19 protein-coding genes and 1 riboswitch are annotated in these 20283 nt (G+C 59.1%); of the genes, 11 read left to right on the top strand and 8 right to left on the bottom strand.

Annotated features, from left to right (window positions below):
• Positions 1–73: 73 nt before the first annotated feature.
• The gene (gene uvrB, locus HEP82_RS13095) at positions 74–2086 is read left to right on the top strand and encodes an excinuclease ABC subunit UvrB (RefSeq protein WP_192458488.1); all 2013 of its coding nucleotides are present in this window, start codon (positions 74–76) and stop codon (positions 2084–2086) included.
• Between the two features lie 72 nt (positions 2087–2158).
• Positions 2159–2590 carry a VOC family protein gene (locus tag HEP82_RS13090; RefSeq protein ID WP_192458487.1) on the top strand — a complete coding sequence of 144 codons (432 nt, stop codon included), beginning with the start codon at positions 2159–2161 and terminating at the stop codon, positions 2588–2590.
• Here the strand turns inward: HEP82_RS13090 and yvcK are convergent.
• Positions 2566–3501: a uridine diphosphate-N-acetylglucosamine-binding protein YvcK gene (gene yvcK / locus HEP82_RS13085; RefSeq protein ID WP_192458486.1), complete on the bottom strand. Its 936-nt coding sequence runs from the start codon at positions 3499–3501 to the stop codon at positions 2566–2568. The genes HEP82_RS13090 and yvcK overlap by 25 nt on opposite strands.
• Before the next feature lie 489 nt (positions 3502–3990).
• Positions 3991–4135: riboswitch (molybdenum cofactor riboswitch) on the top strand.
• Between yvcK and moaA the strand changes: the two genes are divergently transcribed.
• The 9 genes from moaA (at position 4123) to HEP82_RS13040 (ending at position 11595) form a co-directional block, all read left to right on the top strand.
• The gene (gene moaA, locus HEP82_RS13080; RefSeq protein ID WP_192458485.1) at positions 4123–5112 is read left to right on the top strand and encodes a GTP 3',8-cyclase MoaA; all 990 of its coding nucleotides are present in this window, start codon (positions 4123–4125) and stop codon (positions 5110–5112) included. Its footprint overlaps the riboswitch before it by 13 nt.
• Before the next feature lie 35 nt (positions 5113–5147).
• Positions 5148–5660, top strand: coding sequence for a molybdenum cofactor biosynthesis protein B (moaB, locus tag HEP82_RS13075; protein WP_192458484.1), 513 nt, complete (start codon positions 5148–5150; stop codon positions 5658–5660).
• A 6-nt stretch (positions 5661–5666) separates the two neighbouring features.
• Positions 5667–6149 (top strand): cyclic pyranopterin monophosphate synthase MoaC, encoded by a 483-nt coding sequence (gene moaC, locus HEP82_RS13070; protein ID WP_015854122.1) that lies wholly within the window; start codon positions 5667–5669, stop codon positions 6147–6149.
• Complete coding sequence (gene moaD, locus HEP82_RS13065; protein ID WP_192458483.1) at positions 6146–6391, top strand: molybdopterin synthase sulfur carrier subunit; 246 nt, start codon at positions 6146–6148, stop codon at positions 6389–6391. The genes moaC and moaD overlap by 4 nt, the downstream gene beginning before the upstream one ends.
• 4 nt (positions 6392–6395) lie before the next feature.
• Positions 6396–6845 (top strand): molybdopterin synthase catalytic subunit MoaE, encoded by a 450-nt coding sequence (gene moaE / locus HEP82_RS13060; protein ID WP_192458482.1) that lies wholly within the window; start codon positions 6396–6398, stop codon positions 6843–6845.
• Positions 6846–7136: 291 nt separating this feature from the next.
• On the top strand, positions 7137–8099 hold the full coding sequence (locus tag HEP82_RS13055; RefSeq protein ID WP_407938288.1) for an iron ABC transporter substrate-binding protein: 963 nt from the start codon (positions 7137–7139) through the stop codon (positions 8097–8099).
• Positions 8100–8132: 33 nt separating this feature from the next.
• Positions 8133–9716, top strand: a complete 1584-nt coding sequence (locus tag HEP82_RS13050; RefSeq protein ID WP_192458480.1) for an ABC transporter permease — start codon at positions 8133–8135, stop codon at positions 9714–9716.
• The gene (locus HEP82_RS13045; RefSeq protein ID WP_192458479.1) at positions 9713–10747 is read left to right on the top strand and encodes an ABC transporter ATP-binding protein; all 1035 of its coding nucleotides are present in this window, start codon (positions 9713–9715) and stop codon (positions 10745–10747) included. Before HEP82_RS13050 ends, HEP82_RS13045 begins: the two co-directional genes overlap by 4 nt.
• A 137-nt stretch (positions 10748–10884) precedes the next feature.
• A complete protein-coding gene (locus HEP82_RS13040) occupies positions 10885–11595 on the top strand; it encodes a Bax inhibitor-1/YccA family protein (protein ID WP_192458478.1) in 711 nt (236 codons plus the stop codon).
• Positions 11596–11712: 117 nt separating this feature from the next.
• Here the strand turns inward: HEP82_RS13040 and HEP82_RS13035 are convergent, their stop codons facing one another.
• The 7 genes from HEP82_RS13035 to hlyD form a co-directional block, all read right to left on the bottom strand.
• Entirely contained in the window at positions 11713–12624 is a 912-nt protein-coding gene (locus tag HEP82_RS13035; RefSeq protein ID WP_192458477.1) for an AEC family transporter, read from the bottom strand.
• A gap of 291 nt (positions 12625–12915) precedes the next feature.
• Positions 12916–14109 carry a cardiolipin synthase ClsB gene (clsB, locus tag HEP82_RS13030; RefSeq protein ID WP_192458476.1) on the bottom strand — a complete coding sequence of 398 codons (1194 nt, stop codon included), beginning with the start codon at positions 14107–14109 and terminating at the stop codon, positions 12916–12918.
• Positions 14106–14867 (bottom strand): endonuclease/exonuclease/phosphatase family protein, encoded by a 762-nt coding sequence (locus HEP82_RS13025; RefSeq protein ID WP_192458475.1) that lies wholly within the window; start codon positions 14865–14867, stop codon positions 14106–14108. The genes clsB and HEP82_RS13025 overlap by 4 nt, the downstream gene beginning before the upstream one ends.
• A gap of 387 nt (positions 14868–15254) precedes the next feature.
• The gene (locus HEP82_RS13020) at positions 15255–16355 is read right to left on the bottom strand and encodes an ABC transporter permease (protein ID WP_192458474.1); all 1101 of its coding nucleotides are present in this window, start codon (positions 16353–16355) and stop codon (positions 15255–15257) included.
• Between the two features lie 11 nt (positions 16356–16366).
• On the bottom strand, positions 16367–17506 hold the full coding sequence (locus tag HEP82_RS13015) for an ABC transporter permease (RefSeq protein WP_015854111.1): 1140 nt from the start codon (positions 17504–17506) through the stop codon (positions 16367–16369).
• Positions 17493–19241, bottom strand: coding sequence for an ATP-binding cassette domain-containing protein (locus tag HEP82_RS13010; protein WP_192458472.1), 1749 nt, complete (start codon positions 19239–19241; stop codon positions 17493–17495). The genes HEP82_RS13015 and HEP82_RS13010 overlap by 14 nt, the downstream gene beginning before the upstream one ends.
• Entirely contained in the window at positions 19231–20235 is a 1005-nt protein-coding gene (hlyD, locus tag HEP82_RS13005; protein WP_192458471.1) for a secretion protein HlyD, read from the bottom strand. The genes HEP82_RS13010 and hlyD overlap by 11 nt, the downstream gene beginning before the upstream one ends.
• Between the last annotated feature and the right edge of the window lie 48 nt (positions 20236–20283).

Here is a 20283-nt window from a genome sequence, read left to right as displayed (position 1 = left end):
CCGCGGGGGATTTCCATAATATCCCTGAGCCGTCCGCTGGCGTTCCAGCTTTTCCTGCATCCGGGTATCCGTCATGAGTAAAGTGTTCAAACTGCATTCCGCCTTTCAACCGGCGGGCGATCAGCCTGAAGCCATTCGTCGGCTGGAAGAAGGGCTGGGCGACGGACTGGCGCATCAGACGCTGCTGGGTGTGACCGGTTCCGGCAAGACGTTCACCATCGCCAACGTGATTGCCGATCTCAACCGGCCTGCCATGATTCTGGCGCCCAACAAGACGCTGGCGGCCCAGTTGTACGGTGAGATGAAATCCTTCTTTCCGGAAAATGCGGTGGAGTATTTCGTTTCCTACTACGACTATTACCAACCGGAGGCTTACGTACCCAGTTCCGATACCTTTATCGAGAAGGACGCTTCGGTCAACGAGCATATCGAACAGATGCGGCTGTCGGCCACCAAGGCGCTGCTGGAGCGGCGCGATGTGGTGGTGGTGGCGTCGGTGTCGGCTATCTACGGCCTGGGCGATCCGGATTTGTATCTGAAGATGATGCTGCACCTGACGCAAGGCATGTTGATCGATCAGCGCGCTATCTTGCGGCGGCTGGCGGAATTGCAATACACCCGTAACGATCAGGCTTTCCAGCGCGGTACCTTCCGGGTGCGCGGCGAAGTGATCGATATCTTCCCGGCGGAGTCGGACGAGATTGCGCTGCGCGTCGAACTGTTTGACGAAGAAGTGGAACGCCTGTCGCTGTTCGACCCGCTGACCGGCCAATTAATACAGACGGTGCCGCGTTATACCATCTACCCTAAAACTCACTACGTCACTCCACGCGAGCGCATCCTGCAGGCGATGGAGGATATCAAGGTGGAGCTGGCGGAGCGGCGGCAGGTGCTGCTGGCCAACAACAAGCTGCTGGAAGAGCAACGCCTGGCTCAGCGCACCACTTTCGATCTGGAGATGATGAACGAACTGGGCTACTGCTCCGGCATCGAAAACTATTCCCGCTTTCTCTCCGGCCGCCAGCCGGGCGAGCCGCCGCCGACGCTGTTTGACTATCTGCCGGCGGACGGCCTGCTGGTGATCGACGAATCCCACGTCACCATTCCGCAACTGGGCGGGATGTACCGCGGCGACCGGGCGCGCAAGGAAACGCTGGTGGAGTACGGCTTTCGGCTGCCGTCGGCGCTGGATAACCGCCCAATGCGTTTTGAGGAATTTGAAGCGTTGGCGCCGCAGACCATTTACGTGTCGGCTACGCCGGGCAATTACGAGCTGGAGAAATCCGGCGGCGACGTCATCGACCAGGTGGTGCGCCCCACCGGCCTGCTGGACCCGGTGCTGGAAGTGCGTCCGGTGACGACGCAGGTGGATGATTTGCTATCGGAAATCCGCAAACGCTCGGCCATCAACGAACGGGTGCTGGTGACGACCTTGACCAAACGCATGGCGGAGGATTTGACCGAATATCTGGAGGAGCACGGCGAGCGTGTGCGCTATCTGCATTCGGATATCGATACCGTCGAGCGCATGGAGATTATCCGTGATCTGCGTCTGGGCGAGTTCGATGTGCTGGTGGGCATCAACCTGCTGCGTGAAGGGTTGGATATGCCGGAGGTGTCACTGGTGGCGATCCTGGATGCGGACAAAGAAGGTTTTTTGCGTTCCGAACGTTCGTTGATCCAGACCATCGGCCGCGCGGCGCGCAACCTTAACGGCAAGGCGATTTTGTACGCCGACCGGATTACGCCCTCGATGGAACGGGCAATGAATGAAACCCAACGTCGTCGCGAGAAGCAGCAAGCCTACAACGAGAAACACGGCATCGTGCCGCAAGGGCTTAACAAGAAGGTGACGGACATTTTGCAGATCGGCCAGCCGACCGGTCAGAAAGGCAAAGGCCGCAGCAAGAAAGCCGCCGAACCCGCTGCCGGGTATGCGCAACTGTCGCCCAAGGCGCTGGAGCAGAAGATGCGTGAACTGGAAAACCAGATGCTGGCCCACGCCCAGAATCTGGAGTTTGAGGAGGCCGCCCGTCTGCGCGATGAGCTCCATGCATTAAAAGAGCGGTTTATCGCGGCGTCCTGAGGTTAGCCGGGGGGCCCCGACCGACCCTGACATGTCTGCACATTGATGAACCGAAACCTGTGAGGTAATGATATGACTCCGTCGATTTCCGGTGTCGAAGTGTTGTTTGTGGCGGGCTTCGGCCCGATTGTTTCATCGCTTTCCGCCAGTCGCGCCTGCTATCTGGAATTGCTGAATCTGCCGCTGAAACCGATGCCCGGCAATGAGTCTTACCTGAATGCCGAGGATCTGGCGGGGGTGAAGCATTTCGCGCTATGGCCGCTGGAGCAGGCCAGCCAGTCCTGCTTCGGCAGCGAGCGCTGGCCGGCGGACTACCCGGTGCCGCAAGGTTGGCTGGAGCTGGAAGTGGTTGATCTTGACGCTGCCACGCAAACGCTGAAGCAACGGGGTTATCCGCTGTTGGTGGATAACCGGCTGGAGCCGTGGGGGCAAACCGTCACGCGCTTTCTCAGCCCGGAAGGGTTGTTGCTGGGGGTGACTCATACGCCCTGGCTGAGAGCGTGAACCTTCCCCAGTGACTGTACCGCCTGTTCCAGCGCCGCACGCAACAATGCACGATCGTGATGATGAGGAACGTCGTCGGCCGCCAGCGGGTGTCGCACGATAACGCGCTCCTCGACGCTGCGGGTGTTGACCTGCGGCGCGACCACGACTGCGTCGATAATCCGACGGCCGACGCGGCTTTCCATCATGTCCAGCTTTTGCGCCAGCGTCAGGTGGGTGGCGGCGTGGCTGATTTCAGTGCCCAGATTGCCGATATAGACCATCGGCGCCTGTGCACAGCGCAGCGCCTGGGTGAGATCATCAAGCAGTAGCAGCGGCATCAGGCTGGTTAGGAAACTGCCGGGGCCGATCAGAATCAGGTCGGCTTCAGCGATGGCGTGCAACGCTTCGCGGGTGGTGCGTACAACCGGGTCGAGCTTCAGCGCCTGCGGCAGTGCCGTCAGTTTATCGACTTCCACTTCGCCATACACGGTATTGCCGTGCTGATCGATAGCCGTCAGGTCGACCGATTGTTCCGACATCGGGATAAGAAATGAATCCACGTTGAGCAAATTGCGGATCAGGTTGATGGCTTCCAACGGGCGGACACTCAGGTTATCCATTGCCTTTAGCATCAGATTGCCCAGATTGTGCCCGGCCAGCTCGCCAGTGCCGCCAAAGCGGTACTCAAACATCGCGGAGGCGACGCTGGGGGTGGTGATGAGCTGATTGAGACAGTTACGGGTGTCGCCCCAGGCGATGCCGCCTTCCGCACGCCGGATGCGGCCGGTGGAGCCGCCGTTGTCGGTGGTGGTGACGATGCCGGTCAGGCGGCTGCCGAGAAAAGCCAGAGACGACATCACACGCCCCAGGCCGTGGCCGCCCCCTAACGCGACCACGCGGTCAAGATCCGACAGTGTGCGATTGCGCATAAACATCCTTACTGTTGCCCGAAAAAATAGCCCGAAAGAAATAGCCTGAAAAAAGTAGCGGATATATAGCACAACCAGCCGCACTGTGGCATCAGCACAAACGCAAATTTGCGTTTGCATGACGCACGCCACGATGGTGCAGATGTGTGTCATGCCATTTACGTTGCTGCGAAACGGTTTGATTTTTCGTCGCGTGGCGGTTGCGTTTCGGCGCGACGCGACGCCTTCTCACCGCCCTTAGCGGGCTGGTGATTTTATGGCGCGCTTGACTATAGGGAGTAGCGTCATACCCCTTTATTTCTGCCGGAAATGTGCGTTATTGCATGATATAGCGCAACGTTAACGTGACGCTTTGCGGTATGCTGGACAACGAAAATAGTGAATAAAATCCGATATATATAGTTTTATATAACGGTTTTGAGCTGACGAAGCGCCGTTTTTGGCGATAAACTTTATGCAGCAATCACGGTTGTGCTGTCGGTATGTAGACAGGCAATCAAACTCCTAGCCCTGGCGCCTAAGTTTCGTTGTCGCGAAATAGGGTTCCCCGGCCGTGGCCCACTGAGGCCACCAGGGTGCAAGGTAGAAATGCCGGCATCTCCCGTATTTGGAAAGGTGTTTATGGTGAGTCAACTGACCGATGCGTTTGCGCGCAAGTTTTTCTATTTGCGCCTGTCGATAACAGACGTCTGCAATTTTCGTTGTACCTACTGTCTGCCGAAGGGTTATCAACCCAATGGCAGTGCGTCTTCCCGTTTTTTGTCGCTGGACGAGATCCGCCGAATCAGCCGCGCTTTCGCCGAACTGGGCACCGAAAAAGTGCGCCTGACCGGCGGCGAGCCGTCGCTGCGTCGAGACTTCGTGGAGATCATCGCCGCGATCCGCGAAAACCCGGCTATCCATACGCTAGCGGTCACGACCAATGGTTATCGTCTGGCGCGCGACGTGGCACGTTGGCGCGAAGCGGGTTTGACCTCGCTGAATGTCAGCGTGGACAGTTTGGACGCCCGCCAATTCCACGCCATCACCGGTCAGGACAAATTTCGTCAAGTGATGGACGGTATCGACGCCGCTTTCGACTGCGGTTTCTCGCGGGTCAAAGTCAATACCGTATTAATGCGTGACATTAACGACAGTAGCCTGCACACCTTTCTGGCATGGATCCGCCAGCGCCCGATTCAACTGCGTTTTATTGAACTGATGGAGACCGGTGACGGCGGCGCGCTGTTTCGCCGTCACCACGTTTCCGGCGAGGTCATCCGCGAACGTCTGTTACAGCAGGGCTGGCAGCAGCAACCGCGTTCACGCAGCGACGGCCCGGCGCAGGTGTTCTCTCATCCGGATTATCTGGGGGAGGTGGGGCTGATCATGCCATACGAGAAAGATTTCTGTCAGAGCTGCAACCGGCTGCGGGTTTCCGCTGTGGGACAGCTCCATCTTTGCCTGTTCGGCGAGCAGGGGATCCCGCTGCGCGATTTGCTGCAGGAAGACGGTCAGGTTGAGGCGCTGAAAATGCGTATCGCCGGGGGCCTGACCCGTAAGCGCGAAACGCACTTCCTGCATCAGGGCGATAGCGGCATCACCCAGAATCTGTCTTTTATTGGCGGCTGACGTCGTCAGTCACGCATACGTTTAAGGAGTCAGCAATGAGCAAGGTTAGCAGCGAATTTGTGCCGTTACGGGCGGCGGTGATGACGGTGTCTGCACGCCGTACTGCGGCGGATGACACGTCCGGCGATTATCTGCGTCAGGCATTGCAGGATGCCGGGCATCAGGTGGTGGCCAGCGCCATCGTCAGCGAAAACCTGTATCAGATTCGTGCGCAGGTTTCCGCCTGGATCGCCAGTGATGATATTCATGTGGTGCTGATTAACGGCGGCACCGGTTTTACCGCGGGCGATCAGGTACCGGAAGCGATCCGGGTGCTGTTCGATCGTGAAATCGAGGGGTTCGGCGAGTTATTTCGCATGGTGTCTTATGAGGAAATCGGGACTGCTACCATCCAGTCGCGCGCGATTGCCGGGTTAGCCAATCAGACGGTGATTTTCGCCGTGCCGGGGTCGACCAAAGCCTGCCATACCGCCTGGGAACGCATTATCTGCGAGCAGTTGGATGCGCGCCAGAAACCCTGCAATCTCTATCCCCATTTGAAAAAGTAACCGAGCATGAGCCAACTGACGCATATCAATGCCGCCGGCGAGGCGGAAATGGTGGATGTTTCCGGCAAGAACGACAGCGTGCGCGAAGCTCGCGCCGAAGCCTTTGTCACGATGGCGCCGCAAACGCTGGCGATGATCGTTGAAGGCCGCCATCACAAGGGCGATGTTTTCGCCACCGCACGTATCGCCGGCATTCAGGCCGCTAAACGAACCTGGGAGCTGATCCCGCTGTGCCATCCGCTGTTGTTGAGTAAGGTTGCCGTGGAGTTAGAGGCCCAGCCGGAGCATAACCGGGTACGCATTGAGGCGTTGTGTCGCCTCACCGGCAAGACCGGCGTGGAAATGGAGGCGCTGACGGCGGCTTCCGTCGCGGCGCTGACTATTTACGATATGTGCAAGGCTGTGCAGAAAGATATGGTGATCGGCCCGGTACGTTTGCTGGCGAAGAGCGGCGGCAAATCCGGCGATTTTGTTGCGGAGGCGTCATGATCAATGTGCTGTTTTTCGCCCAGGTGCGGGAGTTGACGGGAACTGACCGGCTGTCGCTGCCGCCGGAGTATGCCGATGTGGCGGCGCTGCGACAGGCGTTGTGCGCCCGTGGTGAACGCTGGGCGCTGGCGCTGGAGGATGGGCGGTTGCTGGCGGCGGTAAACCAGTCGCTGGTGACGATGACGCATCCGCTGGCGGATGGCGACGAAGTGGCATTCTTTCCGCCAGTGACCGGGGGCTGATGGGATGGAAACACGTATTCGGGTAGGCGAGGCCGGGTTCAGCGTCGGTGAAGAATACCAATGGCTGTCGGCCTGTGAATCTGACGGCGCGGTTGTCACCTTTACCGGTAAGGTGCGTAATCACAATCTGGGGGACAGCGTGCAGGCGCTGACGCTGGAGCACTATCCCGGCATGACGGAAAAGGCGCTGGAGGAGATCGTCGCCGAGGCGCGGCAACGCTGGCCCTTACAGCGAGTCAGCCTGATTCACCGGATCGGTGCATTGTACCCTGGCGATGAAATCGTCTTTGTCGGCGTGAGCGGAGCACACCGGCATGCGGCGTTCGCGGCGGCGGAATTCATCATGGACTATCTTAAGACCCGCGCGCCGTTCTGGAAGCAAGAGGCGACGTCGACGGGCGATCGTTGGGTGGATGCTCGTGACAGCGATCGACAGGCTGCCGAACGCTGGTAATTCCCTTCGGCGGCAAATTGATTGCCGCCGCTACTTAATTGCGCTCTCACGTATGAGCAGAGCGATTCCAACGTGTTGTAAATCCAGTATTTCATCAAGAAATTGTTAAGAAATCGTCAGCAAAATCATTAATAAGAATCATTTTTATTTCCATTTTTCGTTCGGGATAATGGTCGCCGTTGATTTGAACCCAACCAATTCACTTTTAATGTCAGATAGTTATAAAAGGATAATGGTATGAAACGGCATATGGCTTCTCTGTTTTCCGTCACGCTGCTGGCGTCTGCTTTGATGATGGGGTTTTCTGGTAATGCGCAGGCGGAAGCTGACGGCATCGTGGTGTATAACGCGCAGCATGAAAATCTGGTCAAATCCTGGGCCGATGCCTTCACCCAGGAAACCGGCATTAAGGTAACGCTGCGCAACGGCGGCGATAGCGAATTGGGGAACCAACTGGTGCAAGAAGGCAGCGCGACGCCGGCGGATGTGTTTCTGACCGAAAACTCGCCGGCCATGGTGCTGGTGGATAACGCCCATCTGTTTGCGCCGGTGGATGCCGAAACACTCCGGCAGGTTGAACCGCAATACCGCCCGTCCCACGGCCGTTGGATCGGTATCGCCGCCCGTTCTACCGTGTTTGTTTACAACCCGGAGAAGATCAGCGAGGCACAGTTGCCGAAATCGCTGATGGATCTTGCTAAACCTGAATGGAAAGGCCGCTGGGCGGCGTCTCCGTCCGGTGCCGATTTTCAGGCTATCGTCAGCGCCATGCTGGCGTTGAAAGGCGAGCAGGAAACGCTGGCGTGGCTGAAGGCGATGAAAACCAACTTCACCGCCTATAAGGGCAACAGTACGGTGATGAAAGCCGTTAATGCCGGCCAGATCGACAGCGGTGTGATCTATCACTACTACCCGTTCGTCGACGGCGCTAAAACCGGCGAGAACAGCAAAAATGTCCGTTTGCACTATTTCAAAAACCAGGATCCGGGCGCCTTCGTCAGTATCTCCGGCGGCGGCGTACTGGCGGCCAGCAAGCACCCGCAGCAGGCTCAAACCTTTATCAAGTGGATCACCGGCAAGCAAGGGCAGGAACTGCTGCGTACCAATACCGCGTTTGAGTATGCCGTGGGCGTGAACGCCGAATCGAACCCAAAACTGGTGCCGCTGAAATCCCTGAACGCGCCGAAAGTGGACGCCGCGCAGTTAAACGGTAAAAAAGTGGTGGAATTGATGACCGAGGCGGGCCTGCTGTAATGACCACATGTCCGACGGGAGGCTCCGTTCGGTATGTCTGACGCGGAGCTGCAGGAAGTGCGCCGGGGGGCGCCGACGGTGCGCCGTCAGTCGCGGCAACGGCCGGAGCGCTGGATCGTAGCGGCTGCATTGGTGCTGTCTCTGCTGGCGCTGTTGCCGCTGGGGTTTGTGGTGGGCGTGACGCTTGAGACCGGCTGGGATAGCGTGCGTGCGCTGGTGTTTCGCCCCCGCGTCGGCGAGCTGGTGGTGAACACGGTGTTGCTGGTGGTGTGTACGTTACCGCTATGCGCGCTGTTGGGCGTGGCGCTGGCGTGGTTGACCGAGCGTACCGCGTTGCCGGGGCGTCAGCTTTGGTCGCTGTTGCTAACGGCGCCGCTGGCGGTGCCTGCTTTTGTACAAAGTTATGCTTGGATCAGCCTGCTGCCGGGAATGAACGGGCTCGCCGCCGGGGTGTTTTTGTCGGTGCTGGCCTATTTCCCGTTTATTTATCTGCCCGTCGCTGCGGTATTACGCCGCCTCGACCCCAGCCTGGAGGATGTCGCCACCTCGTTGGGATCCCGTCCGTGGGCGGTTTTCCGGCGGGTGGTGTTGCCGCAGCTGCGGTTGGCGGTATGGGGCGGGTCGCTATTGATCGCCCTGCACCTGCTGGCGGAGTACGGCCTGTACGCCATGATTCGCTTCGATACCTTCACCACCGCGATTTTCGAACAATACCAATCCACCTTTAACGGCCCGGCGGCCAATATGCTGGCCGGCGTGTTGGTGCTGTGCTGTCTTGGGTTGCTGGTGTTGGAAATGGGCACCCGCGGGCGCGCCCGTTATGCCCGTGTCGGTTCAGGCAGCGCCCGCAGTCAAACGTTGTGGCGGTTGGGGCCGATAACGCTGACATTGGGGCTGCTTTTGCCGCTGATGCTGGTATTGCTGGCGCTGGGCGTGCCTCTGATGACGTTGGGGCGCTGGCTGGCGCGCGGCGGTGCCGCAGTATGGCGTAATCCCGATCTGCTGCCTGCCTTGACGCAGACGCTATGGCTGGCGGTGGTCGGCGCCCTGTTGGTGACGTTGTGCGCCTTGCCGATGGCCTGGTTGTCGGTACGACATCCTTCCGGCGTCTATCGGGTACTGGAAAGCTGTAACTATGTCACCAGTTCGCTGCCCGGTATCGTGGTGGCGCTGGCGTTAGTGACGATGACCATCCATGCGCTGCGTCCTATCTATCAGACGGAAATAACGTTGCTACTGGCCTACGTGCTGATGTTCATGCCGCGTGCGCTGATTTCTCTGCGGGCGGGGATCGCCCAGGCGCCGGTGGAGCTAGAGAACGTAGCCCGTAGCCTGGGGTGTTCACCATCGCGGGCGCTGTGGCGCACTACGCTGCGCTTGGCCGCACCCGGCGCGGCCTCGGGCGCGGCGCTGGTCTTTCTGGCAGTGACTAATGAGCTGACGGCGACGTTGCTGTTGGCACCCAACGGCACCCGGACGCTGGCGACCGGCTTCTGGGCGCTGACCAGCGAGATCGATTACATGGCGGCGGCGCCTTACGCCTTGATTATGGTGGTGTTGTCATTGCCATTGACCTGGCTGTTTTATTCGCAATCCAAACGCACGGCAGGACTATGAATACTCTGGAACTTTTCGGTATCGGTAAATCGTTTGGCGCTACCCGTGTGCTGGACGCCATCGACCTGCGCGTCGCGCCCGGCAGTCGGACGGCGGTGGTGGGGCCGTCCGGTTCCGGCAAAACCACGCTGCTGCGTATTATCGCCGGGTTCGAAGCGCCGGATTGCGGCCGGCTTCGGTTGCAGGGCCGCATACTGGCGGACGATGCTGTCTGGGTGCCGGCGCATGAGCGCGGCATCGGTTTTGTGCCGCAGGATGGCGCGCTGTTTCCGCATTTTACCGTGGCGCAGAATATCAGCTTTGGGCTTGGCGGCAGCCGCCGGGAGAAACAGCGTCGGGTCGATGAGCTGATGGAGCGGGTTTCTCTTGATCGTCAACTGGCATCTCTGTGGCCGCATCAACTCTCCGGCGGACAACAGCAGCGGGTGGCGCTGGCGCGAGCACTCTCACAACGGCCGGCGTTGATGCTGTTGGATGAACCGTTTTCCGCGCTGGACACCGGGTTGCGCGCCGCCATGCGTCAATCGGTCGCGGCGCTGCTGGCGGAGTCGGACATCGCGTCCATTCTGGTGACGCACGATCAGGCGGAGGCATTGTCGTTTGCCGATCAGGTGGCGGTGATGCGACAGGGGCGTCTGGTTCAGGTCGGTTCGCCGCAGTGGCTCTATCAACAGCCGGCCGATGAAGAGACGGCGGCGTTTCTCGGCGATACATTGGTGGTGTCTGCCGAATTACAGAATGGCCTGGCAGCTTGTGTACTGGGCGACGTCCGCGTGAGCGACCGCTTACGCCGTGGCCCGGCACGCATCATGCTGCGGCCGGAACAGATAGACATTATGCCCGCGCCGCCGTTGACTCAGCCTCAGGCCGTGGTGACTGCCGTGGATTTCGCCGGTTTTGTGTCCACGCTGCGTGTGAGGGTGGCGCACAGCCAGCAGGAAATCGACATTAAAACCCGCAGTCGCGAGGGTATCGGCGTGGGGGCGCCGGTATGTCTGAATGTGGTGGGGCTGGCGCATATTCTTGATTGAGTGTCTGGGCGACAAGGCGCGTGGTCTGTGCGACGGTCAGCGTGTCGAATGCGCGTTTTGTGTTAAGCTGAACAACAGGCGGGCTGCGGCCCTTCTTCATATACACAACCCAACATACTCAACACAAAGGTAGCATCATGGATCGATTTTCACGTTCCAGCGGTTCCATCGTTCAGCAGGCCGGTACCAGCGTGCAGGCATTTATGGCGCAAGTGTACGGCTGGATGGCCTGCGGTCTGCTTCTGACGGCGTTTGTCGCCTGGTATGCCCCCCAGAACAGCGCGATTATGCAACTGGTGTTCGGCAGCAAGTTCACCTTTTTCGGTCTGGTGATTGTGCAACTCGGTCTGGTGTTTGTGCTGTCCGGCATGGTGCACCGGCTGAGCGGCGGTGTCGCTACCACGTTGTTCATGCTCTATTCGGCGCTGACCGGGCTGACGATTTCCAGCATTTTCCTGGTTTATACCGGTGACTCTATTGCCAGCACCTTCGTGATTACCGCCGGTACGTTCGGTGCGATGAGTGTGTATGGGTATACCACTAAACGCGATCTCACCGGGTTGGGCAGCATGCTGTTCATGGCATTGATCGGTATTCTGCTGGCAACGCTGGTGAATTTCTGGCTGAAGAGTTCCGGCCTGGCGCTGGCCATCAACTATATCGGCGTGCTGGTGTTTGTCGGGCTGACCGCCTATGACACCCAAAAGCTGAAATATCTGGGCGAGTCCTTGTCTCCTGACGATCGCGAAAACTTCCGCCGCTACTCGATTGTCGGCGCGCTGGATTTGTATCTGGACTTTATCAACCTGTTCCTGATGCTGTTGCGTCTGTTCGGCAACCGCCGCTAAGGCTCTACTTCCCTTACTGCACAAAAGCCCGTTGCGACGGGCTTTTGTTGATCTGATGGCTTTCCGTTTCTGACGTTCCTTTCCCATTTTCTCTGCGGCGTGTATATCCTTTTCCGGCTAAAGCTGCATGGTCGTCAGCAGCGTGGTGATGGTCAGGATACTGATCATAATGGATAGGGAATTGGCGAAGCTGGCCACCACCGCCAGATTACCGTTGAAGCGCGCAGTAAACAGCGGTGATAGCGATGACAGCGGCGCAAATACCACGACGGCCAGCACCTGACGAATCTCCAGCGGCAGCGGGGTGAAAAAATAGAACAGCGAGGCGAAGGCCGCCGCCGAGGTATAACGCAGCAGCAGAACGGTCAGCACATGCTTCAGTTGCGAACGGTCGATGTTGACTTCCAGCAGCATACCGATAATCAGCATCGCCACGAACGGGTTGGCGTTGCCGAGGGTGGAGACCAGCAGCGTAATCTGCGAGGGGAGATGCCATCCCATCAGCGCGGCGATCATCAGTAACACATAAACATCAAACGGCACCGATGAAAACAGCCGTTTAACGATGTTGAGCCAGCCTGAGCTTTTTCCCGTCGCGGCGGATGCCACGGCGAAACTGCCGCCAGTGCAGATCACCGAGTTGCCAGCGTCGAACAGACAGGTGGCGACAATACCGACCGGGCCGAGAAAACTCTGCACATACGGCAGGGTAAAACAGCCGATGTTGTAGCCGGGCGAGTTGATCATATAAAACGCTTTCAGCCCTTCAGGACGGCGGCGTCCGATAAGGTACCCCACGCCCAGCAGTACCAGATTGCACCCTAATCCCAACGCCACCAGGATCAGCAGCGAGTGATCGACTTTAAAACTGGCGAATCCGGTAATCACGGCGGCAGGCAGGGTGAAGTTCATCATCAGTTTGGAGAGTGCGCTGGCGCTTTGCTGTTGCAGAATGCCCCGCTGTTTAAGCTGATAGCCAATGACAATGACCAGAATGAATGAAAGCGCTTTTATAAGAACATCGACCATCATAACTCCCTGAAAAACACCACACTGTGTTTGCCCACGTTGTTTGGCTCAACGACAGCGATGCCGCTAACAGTACCACTCTCTGCCGTCAACGTAATGACAGATATCATGATAACCGCCCCTCCGGCGCAATCAATGCCCGCCATGACAGGAGGGAACCGTATGGGCCAGACATGGCGTGCGTCAGTGATTCACCCCGTTCGCGGCAACCCGGCATGTAGGGAACAGGGCACGGTTCGGTGGGGGGAGGCAAACAGCGGCGAATTTCAGTCGGTTCCAACATGGCCGGTACTACTGCGGCGGCTCCGGGATATCAATTTTTGTCAATTGGGGCGTATGGGCGGGCAGCCAACCGGCCAGCGCCGGGAAACGGCGCAGAAAATGAAATACCGCCACGTTCACCAGCAGCCGCCAGCCGTTTTTGCGCGGCACTTGCTGTTCTTCGACCCGCCGACTCTCTTCCTGTATCAATTGCCACAGGTTGTCGCGTAACTGTTGGTTGAAATCGCGATCATGGATAACCAGATTCGCTTCCAGATTCAGCGCCAGGCTGAGCGGATCCAGATTACTGGAGCCGACGGTGGCCCAGTAGTCGTCTTGCAGCGCTACTTTGCCGTGTAACGGTCGTTGCCGGTATTCGTAGACTTCAACGCCGGCGTCCACCAGATAGCGGTACAGCAGCCGGGCGCCGAAAAGAACGATGGGGATATCCGGTTGCCCCTGAATGATCAGCCGTACCTGCACGTTGCGCCGCACCGCGTTACGCATGGCGCGCAATAGCCGGTAGCCGGGGAAAAAATAGGCATTGGCGATAATGACCTCGTGCTTTGCCCGGCGCAGCATCTGCAGGTAGTGCTTTTCGATGTCGTGGCGGTGGGTGCGATTATCGCGCCAGATGAACAGCGCTTGCGCATTGCCGGGGGGTGGCAGCGTGGGGCGATGAAAACGGGGACGCCACCAGCGACGGGGTTCCTCGTCGCTGGCCAGCGCGGCCAGCACGTAACGATAGATATCGTCCACCACCGGGCCGCGTACTTTAACGGCATAATCCTGCTTGGCTGCGTTGCCGTAGCTGAGCAGGTGATCGGCAGAATAGTTGATGCCGCCGATCCAGGCGGTATCGCCATCGACGACCAGAATTTTGCGGTGCAGGCGGCGGAACAGATTCGTGCGCATGCCCAGTAGCCGCGGCCGCGGATCGTAGAAATGAAAACGCACGCCGGCTTTGATCAGCGGGCGCAGAAACTCTGTCGTCAAATCGTGGGAGCCGTAACCATCGGCGGTGACATCAATACTGACGCCGCGCTGCGCGGCGGCCAGCAGGGCGGCGTGCAGCCCCCATCCCACCTCATCCTCGAACAGAATGAATGTTTCCAGCACCACCCGGCTATGCGCCTGTCGAATCGCGTCGAAGGCGCTGGGGTAAAAATTGTCGCCGTTGACCAGCAGCTCGATTTGATTACCGTCACGCCATTCAGTTTTCACACATGGATCTCCACCGCCAGCGGTGCATGGTCGGAAAGGTGCGACCAGGGTTTGGGGCCTAACAGGGTTGGGGCGCTGGTGCGTACATTGCGCACATAAATCCGATCCAGCCGCAACAGCGGGAACCGGGCGGGAAAGGTGCGCGCCGGCTTGCCGTAGTGCTGGCTGAAGACTTCTTCCAGACTGGCGTAGCGGTTTAAGTCGGGGGTGGCTTGTTGCAGCCAGTCATTGAAGTCGCCCGCTACCACCAGCGGTACGTCCGGCGGGATGGTGTCCAGCAGGGTATGCAGCAGTTCCATCTGTTGACGCTGGCGGTGCGGTGACATGCCTAGATGGACGCAAACCACATGGAGGTGCAAATCGCGGTTCGGCACTTTCAGGACGCAATAGAGCAGGCCGCGTCGCTCATGCTCGGACAGCGAGATATCCAGATTGCGGTAGCTGAAAATGGGAAATCGCGACAACACCGCGTTGCCGTGGTCGCCTTCCGGGTACACCGCATTGCGGCCATAGGCGTAATCACTCCACATGGTTTCCGCCAGAAATTCGTAGTGCGGCGTATCGGGCCAGCTCTCCACATGTAGCGGATGGGTTTCGTGCCGCCCCTGAACTTCCTGCAAAAATACGACGTCGGCGGAGACTGAGCGCACCGCGTCACGCAACTCTGGCAGGATAAAACGGCGATTAAATGGGCTGAAGCCTTTATGCGTATTGATGGTCAGTACCGTGAAGGAGAAATCCGGTGCCTGTTCAGACATAGCGTCGTTCCTCGCTGTCAGTGTTATCGGGCTGGCTTCCTGAATGTCAGGTGGCCGCCTGGTTTTGTTGTTGAGCGATATTACAAGCGAACAGCTGTGCTATCCCGAAGGGGGTGACATGTCTTCCGGCGCGTCGAACTGACTTGGGCTAATCCCGTAAACCGCCAGACATGGCTTAAGTATAGCCTTGTCTGGGTAAAGATAAGCCTGACGAGCGGCGCTCATGCAGGGGGAATCATCACGGAGGGCGGCATTGCGCTGCGCGGTCATGCTGACCGGTTAAGCCCCTGCGCAAACGGGGCGGCAGGGATGGCGCCTTTCCGGACGCCGGAGTTTCCCCGCCGAACCCGGCTTAATGGCGCGGCATTACGCGCCAGGTGGCGGTTATCAGCCGATTTTGCGGCGAAACATGGCATAGGCGGCGCTGCCGGTAGTGGCGGTAATCACCAGCAGTGGCCACAGCCCTTGCCAGACCACGGCCAGGCCGGCGTCCTTCAGGTAAATCTGCTTGGTGATGGCGGTGAAATGGCGTACCGGATTGACCCACGTCAGGTCTTGCAACCATTCCGGCATGTTTTCCACCGGCGAGACATAACCGGAGAGCAAGATAGCCGGCATCACGAACACAAACACGCCGATAAAGGCCTGCTGCTGAGTGGCGCAAAGCGCGGAAATCAACAGCCCGAACCCGACCAGCGAGAAGCCGTAGATCAGCATGCTGAGATAGAACAGCAGCAGTGATCCGGAAAACGGGATGCGGTAGACGAAGATGCCGGCGGCCAGCACGATGGAGGCTTGTACCGTGGCGACAATCTGTGCGGGTACCGCCTTGCCGATAAAAATCTGCCAGGTGGCGAGCGGCGAAACCAACAGTTGTTCCAGCGTGCCCTGTTCCCGCTCTCTGGCTACCGACAACGAGGTCACGATCAATACGCCGATGGTGGTGATCAACGCCACCAGCGACGGCACCACAAACCACTTATAGTCGAGATTCGGGTTGTACCAGTGCCGTATCAACAGTTCGCTGGGGTTGCCGGCATCGCCGGTCAGTTCCTGCTGGTAGGTTTGCACGATCTGTTGTACGTAGTTGGCGGCGATCTGGGCGCTGTTGGAGTGCCGCCCGTCGAGAATCAGTTGCAATGATGTGGCGTCGCCGCGCGCCAGGTTGCGTGAAAACGCCGGCGGAAAACGGATCAGCAACAGGGCGCGCTGGTTGTCCAGCGTCGGGGCGATTTCCTGTGGGCTGTGCAGCCGTCGTACCTCGGAAAACGCACTGGCGCTGGCGAAGCGTTGGGTCAGTTCCACCGACGCCGGGCCGTTGTCTTCGCTGTAAACGGCGATGCGGGCGTGGGTGACTTCCAGCGTAGCGGCAAAGGGAAACAGCGTTACCTGAATCAGCACCGGTAGTACCAGAATGGCGCGTGTTTGCGGCTCTCGCAGCAGTGATTGCAGTTCCTTGCGGATGAGCGTCCAGAGTCGATACCACATGATCATTCCCTTTAATCCAGGCGTCGCCGTGTTTTCCAGGCCGTCAGGCCGATGAAAAACACCGCGGACACGATCAAAAACAGCAGGTTGATCAACAGCACGCTGCCGATGTTACCCGCCAGAAACAGCGTTTGTAGCGTGCTGACGAAATAACGGGCCGGGATCAGGTAGGATACCGCCTGCACCAGTGCCGGCATGCTGTTGATTTCAAAAATGAAGCCGGAAAGCATGACCGCTGGCAGGAACGCGGCGTTGAGGGCCACCATTGCGGCATTGAATTGGTTGCGGGTCAGGGTGGAGATCAATAACCCCATGCCGAGCGTACAGGCCAGAAACAGGCTGCTAAAACCGAACAGTAACCACAGCGAGCCGCGATAGGGGACATGCAGCACGAATACCGCTACCGCGACGCACAATACCATGGCGATCATGCCCAGCACATAGTAGGGGATCAGCTTGGTCAGCAGCAGTTCGGTGCGCGTCACCTGGGTGGACAGCAAGGCTTCCATGGTGCCGCGCTCCCATTCTCGGGCGATCACCAGCGAGGTCAGGATGGCGCCGATCACCGTCATGATGATGGTGATGGCGCCGGGAATGATGAAATGCTGGCTGATGGCGGCGGCGTTGAACCAGTAACGCGATTGCACGTCAATCAATTGGCTGAAATTCTCCCCGCGTTCCCGGGCCCGTTCCTGTTGCCAGACCAGCCATACCCCTTGCGCGTAGCCTTTGACGAAATTCGCGGTGTTGGGCTCGCTACCGTCGGTGATCACCTGGATTGGCGCGTTGTCCTCCGGGCGCGCCATGCGTGCGGCGAAGTCCGGCGGGATCACGATCAGGCCGCGGATCCGTCCTTCCTGCATCATGGCGATCAGTGCCGGGCGATTATCGCTGATGACCGGTTGGAGAAACGGCGATCCGGAAAAAGCCCGCGCCAGGCTGTTGGCGTCGTCGCTGCGTTGTTCCAGCAGCACGCCAACATGCAAACGGCTAGAGTCGAGATTGATGCCGTAACCGAAGATGAACAGCAGCAACAGCGGGATGACGAATGCGATCAACGCACTGCTGGGGTCGCGCAGAATCTGGCGCGTCTCTTTCAGGCATAGCGCACGCAACCGACGCCAGGAAAAACGGGTGCTATCCGGTGACATCCTGTTGCTCCTTATCATAGGCCTGCACCAGCGAGATGAAGGCTTGCTCCATGGTGGGATCCGGATGGTCTGCGTCGGCCGCTTGTTGTTTCAGGTCATCCGGCGTGCCGCTGGCGATAAGCCGGCCGCGGTACACCAGCCCGATCCGATCGCAGTATTCCGCTTCGTCCATGAAATGGGTCGTCACCATGACGGTGACGCCTTTGTCCACCATGCCATTGATGTGCTGCCAGAATTCCCGGCGGGTTAAGGGATCGACGCCGGAGGTCGGTTCATCCAGAAACAGGATATCCGGCTCGTGCATCAGGGCACAGGCTAACGCCAGACGCTGCTTGAAGCCGAGCGGTAGCGAATCGGGCGTTTGGCGATAGATGGGGGTGAAGTTGAACGCCTGCGTCATGCCCGCTATCTTTTGCTGCTGACGCTGCCCGGCGAGCCCATACACCCCGGAAAAGAAGCGCAGATTCTGTTCCACCGTCAGGTTGCCGTACAGTGAAAATTTCTGCGCCATATAGCCGAGATGCTGCCGCGCTTTGCCGGAGCTGGTTTTCAGATCCATGCCCAACACTAGCGCCTGCCCGGAGGTTGGCACCAACAAACCACACATCATGCGGAAGGTGGTGGACTTCCCGGCGCCGTTCGGCCCCAGCAGGCCGAAAATTTCCCCGCGTCGTACCTGAAAATTCACCTGATCGGTGGCGGCGAAGTCGCCGAATTTTTTGGTCAGATCGCGGGCTTCGATCACCGTCTCACCGCTGTGGGTATCGATTTGCGGCATGATTTTCGCCAGCGACGAGGCCTGCGTCGGCCCGCCGCCCAGCAGATCGATAAAAGCGTCTTCGAAACTCGGTTCAGTATCCCGTACCTGTGTCGGCGACAGGCCCAACGCCGACAGCAGGGCGGCGCGATCGGCGTCCGGCCGCAGAATCAGCCGGACATAACGCCCCTGAATCACGCCATCGCTGACTTGGGGTTGTCGCAGCGCCTGTTGCAACAACCGACGATGGCTACCGTCGGCATGGTCTATCAGTAGGCAGCGGCCGGCCATGCGACGGGTCAGGTCGGCGGGCGCGCCGCGATACAGCAGAGAGCCCTCGTTGAGCAGCAGGACATCGCGGCACTGCTCTGCTTCGTCCAGATAGGAGGTACTCCACAGGATCAGCATGCCGTCATTCGCCAACTCATGCACCATGCGCCACAGCTCACGGCGGGAGATGGGGTCGACGCCGACGCCCGGTTCATCCAGTAGCAGCACATCGGGTTGCCCCAGCAGGGTACAGGCCAGCCCCAGTTTCTGCTTCATGCCGCCAGAAAGTTTGCCGGCCAGCCGGCGGGTGAAACGGGTGAGATCGGTAAAGGCCAGCAGCCGCTCGAACGTGGCCTGCCGCAATGCGCCGGTAATGCCGCGTAAATCGGCATATAGCGTCAGGTTTTCCATCACCGTTAAATCTTCGTACAACCCGAATTTTTGCGGCATGTAGCCCAGGCGGGCATGCAGTTGGCGATCGTCGGCGATAGGATCCAGCCCCAACACCCGAAGACTGCCGGCGCTAGGCGTCAGCAACCCGGCCAGCATACGCATCAGCGTGGTCTTGCCGGCGCCGTCCGGGCCGACCAGACCCGTTACCGCGCCGCCGTGGATCTCGGCGGTCAGCCGGGCTACGGCGGGTCTCTCCATGCCGGTGAACCGTTTTTCCAGCGCCTCCAGTAGAATCAGCGCGCGGTCATTGCCCATGCGACGCGGTGTCCTGTGCCAGACGTAGCGTGACCGGCATACCTTGCCGCAGGCCGTCGTCTGCATCGCCGACGATAATTCGCAGCCGGTAGACCAGATCAGTACGCAGATCTTCGGTTTCCACGTTTTTGGGCGTGAATTCGGCGCTGGGCGAGACAAAACCGATTTTGCCGTGGTAGGGATGTGCGGGGCGTCCGTCGGTAAAGATCAATACCTCGTTGCCAGGGGCGGTGCGCCCCAGATTTTTTTCACTGACGTAAGCGCGGATCCAGACCGGATGGGTGAGTGAGAGGGTAAAAACGGTGCCGCCGGCGCTCAACATGCTGCCCGCCTCGGCGGCGCGGGTCAGAATGACGCCGGCCGAAGGGGCATGTAGCGCCGTATCCTGGAGATTCAGTTCAGCCTGTGCTTCGGCGGCCTGCGTCTGCGCCAGCGACGCTTCGGCGGCGGCGATTTCCTGCGGCCGGTTGCCGCGCTGGTACTGGGTGAATTTTTCTTTGGCGGCGTTCAGCGTAGCCAGCGCCTGATCCCGCGTGGCTTTGGCGTCTTCCAGTGTGTTGGCGGCGACGGTGCGCTGTTGCCACAGCCCCTGTTGGCGTTGGTAGAAGCGGTTGGCATAGTCATAGGCGGCTTGTGCCTGCGCCATCTGCGAGCGCACCTGTTCGATTTCCTCGCTGCGATAGCCTTCCCGCAGCAACGCCAGTTGAGCCTGTGCGCTGGCGACGTTGGCCTGCGCCTGCCGCAGCGCGTTTCGGTATGGCGCGTCATCCAGTTGGGCTAACGCCTGCCCCGGTTGGATGGTATCCCCCTCGTCTACATTGAGTGTCGCCAGACGCCCGCCGACGCGAAACCCCAAATGGACGCTGCGGATATCTACGTTACCGTACAGCGTCAGCGGCGTATCCTGCTGTCGTCGGTATTCCGTTACGCCATAACCGACAGCGGCGACGGCCAACAATGCAAGTGCCGTCAATAGCCCTGTTTTTTTGTTCATAGCTCTCCCGAATGTGTGTCGCGATAACGTTCCTGTTTTTGGGTTCCT

It is taken from the genome of Musicola keenii, assembly GCF_014855505.1.
Classification (GTDB): Bacteria; Pseudomonadota; Gammaproteobacteria; order Enterobacterales; family Enterobacteriaceae; genus Musicola; species Musicola paradisiaca.
This window is presented reverse-complemented; position numbering and strand designations above follow the sequence as displayed.

What these genes read in the sequence shown, in the direction of transcription:
- moaC (WP_015854122.1), top strand. Translation starts at nt 5,667, where the DNA reads ATGAGCCAACTGACGCATATCAATGCCGCCGGCGAGGCGGAAATGGTG.
- HEP82_RS13035 (WP_192458477.1), bottom strand. Translation starts at nt 12,624, where the DNA reads ATGGTCGATGTTCTTATAAAAGCGCTTTCATTCATTCTGGTCATTGTC.
- HEP82_RS13010 (WP_192458472.1), bottom strand. Translation starts at nt 19,241, where the DNA reads ATGGGCAATGACCGCGCGCTGATTCTACTGGAGGCGCTGGAAAAACGG.
- moaD (WP_192458483.1), top strand. Translation starts at nt 6,146, where the DNA reads ATGATCAATGTGCTGTTTTTCGCCCAGGTGCGGGAGTTGACGGGAACT.
- HEP82_RS13090 (WP_192458487.1), top strand. Translation starts at nt 2,159, where the DNA reads ATGACTCCGTCGATTTCCGGTGTCGAAGTGTTGTTTGTGGCGGGCTTC.
- moaB (WP_192458484.1), top strand. Translation starts at nt 5,148, where the DNA reads ATGAGCAAGGTTAGCAGCGAATTTGTGCCGTTACGGGCGGCGGTGATG.
- HEP82_RS13050 (WP_192458480.1), top strand. Translation starts at nt 8,133, where the DNA reads ATGTCTGACGCGGAGCTGCAGGAAGTGCGCCGGGGGGCGCCGACGGTG.
- uvrB (WP_192458488.1), top strand. Translation starts at nt 74, where the DNA reads ATGAGTAAAGTGTTCAAACTGCATTCCGCCTTTCAACCGGCGGGCGAT.
- moaE (WP_192458482.1), top strand. Translation starts at nt 6,396, where the DNA reads ATGGAAACACGTATTCGGGTAGGCGAGGCCGGGTTCAGCGTCGGTGAA.
- HEP82_RS13040 (WP_192458478.1), top strand. Translation starts at nt 10,885, where the DNA reads ATGGATCGATTTTCACGTTCCAGCGGTTCCATCGTTCAGCAGGCCGGT.
- HEP82_RS13025 (WP_192458475.1), bottom strand. Translation starts at nt 14,867, where the DNA reads ATGTCTGAACAGGCACCGGATTTCTCCTTCACGGTACTGACCATCAAT.
- HEP82_RS13045 (WP_192458479.1), top strand. Translation starts at nt 9,713, where the DNA reads ATGAATACTCTGGAACTTTTCGGTATCGGTAAATCGTTTGGCGCTACC.
- HEP82_RS13015 (WP_015854111.1), bottom strand. Translation starts at nt 17,506, where the DNA reads ATGTCACCGGATAGCACCCGTTTTTCCTGGCGTCGGTTGCGTGCGCTA.
- HEP82_RS13055 (WP_407938288.1), top strand. Translation starts at nt 7,137, where the DNA reads ATGATGGGGTTTTCTGGTAATGCGCAGGCGGAAGCTGACGGCATCGTG.
- HEP82_RS13020 (WP_192458474.1), bottom strand. Translation starts at nt 16,355, where the DNA reads ATGTGGTATCGACTCTGGACGCTCATCCGCAAGGAACTGCAATCACTG.
- yvcK (WP_192458486.1), bottom strand. Translation starts at nt 3,501, where the DNA reads ATGCGCAATCGCACACTGTCGGATCTTGACCGCGTGGTCGCGTTAGGG.
- moaA (WP_192458485.1), top strand. Translation starts at nt 4,123, where the DNA reads ATGGTGAGTCAACTGACCGATGCGTTTGCGCGCAAGTTTTTCTATTTG.
- hlyD (WP_192458471.1), bottom strand. Translation starts at nt 20,235, where the DNA reads ATGAACAAAAAAACAGGGCTATTGACGGCACTTGCATTGTTGGCCGTC.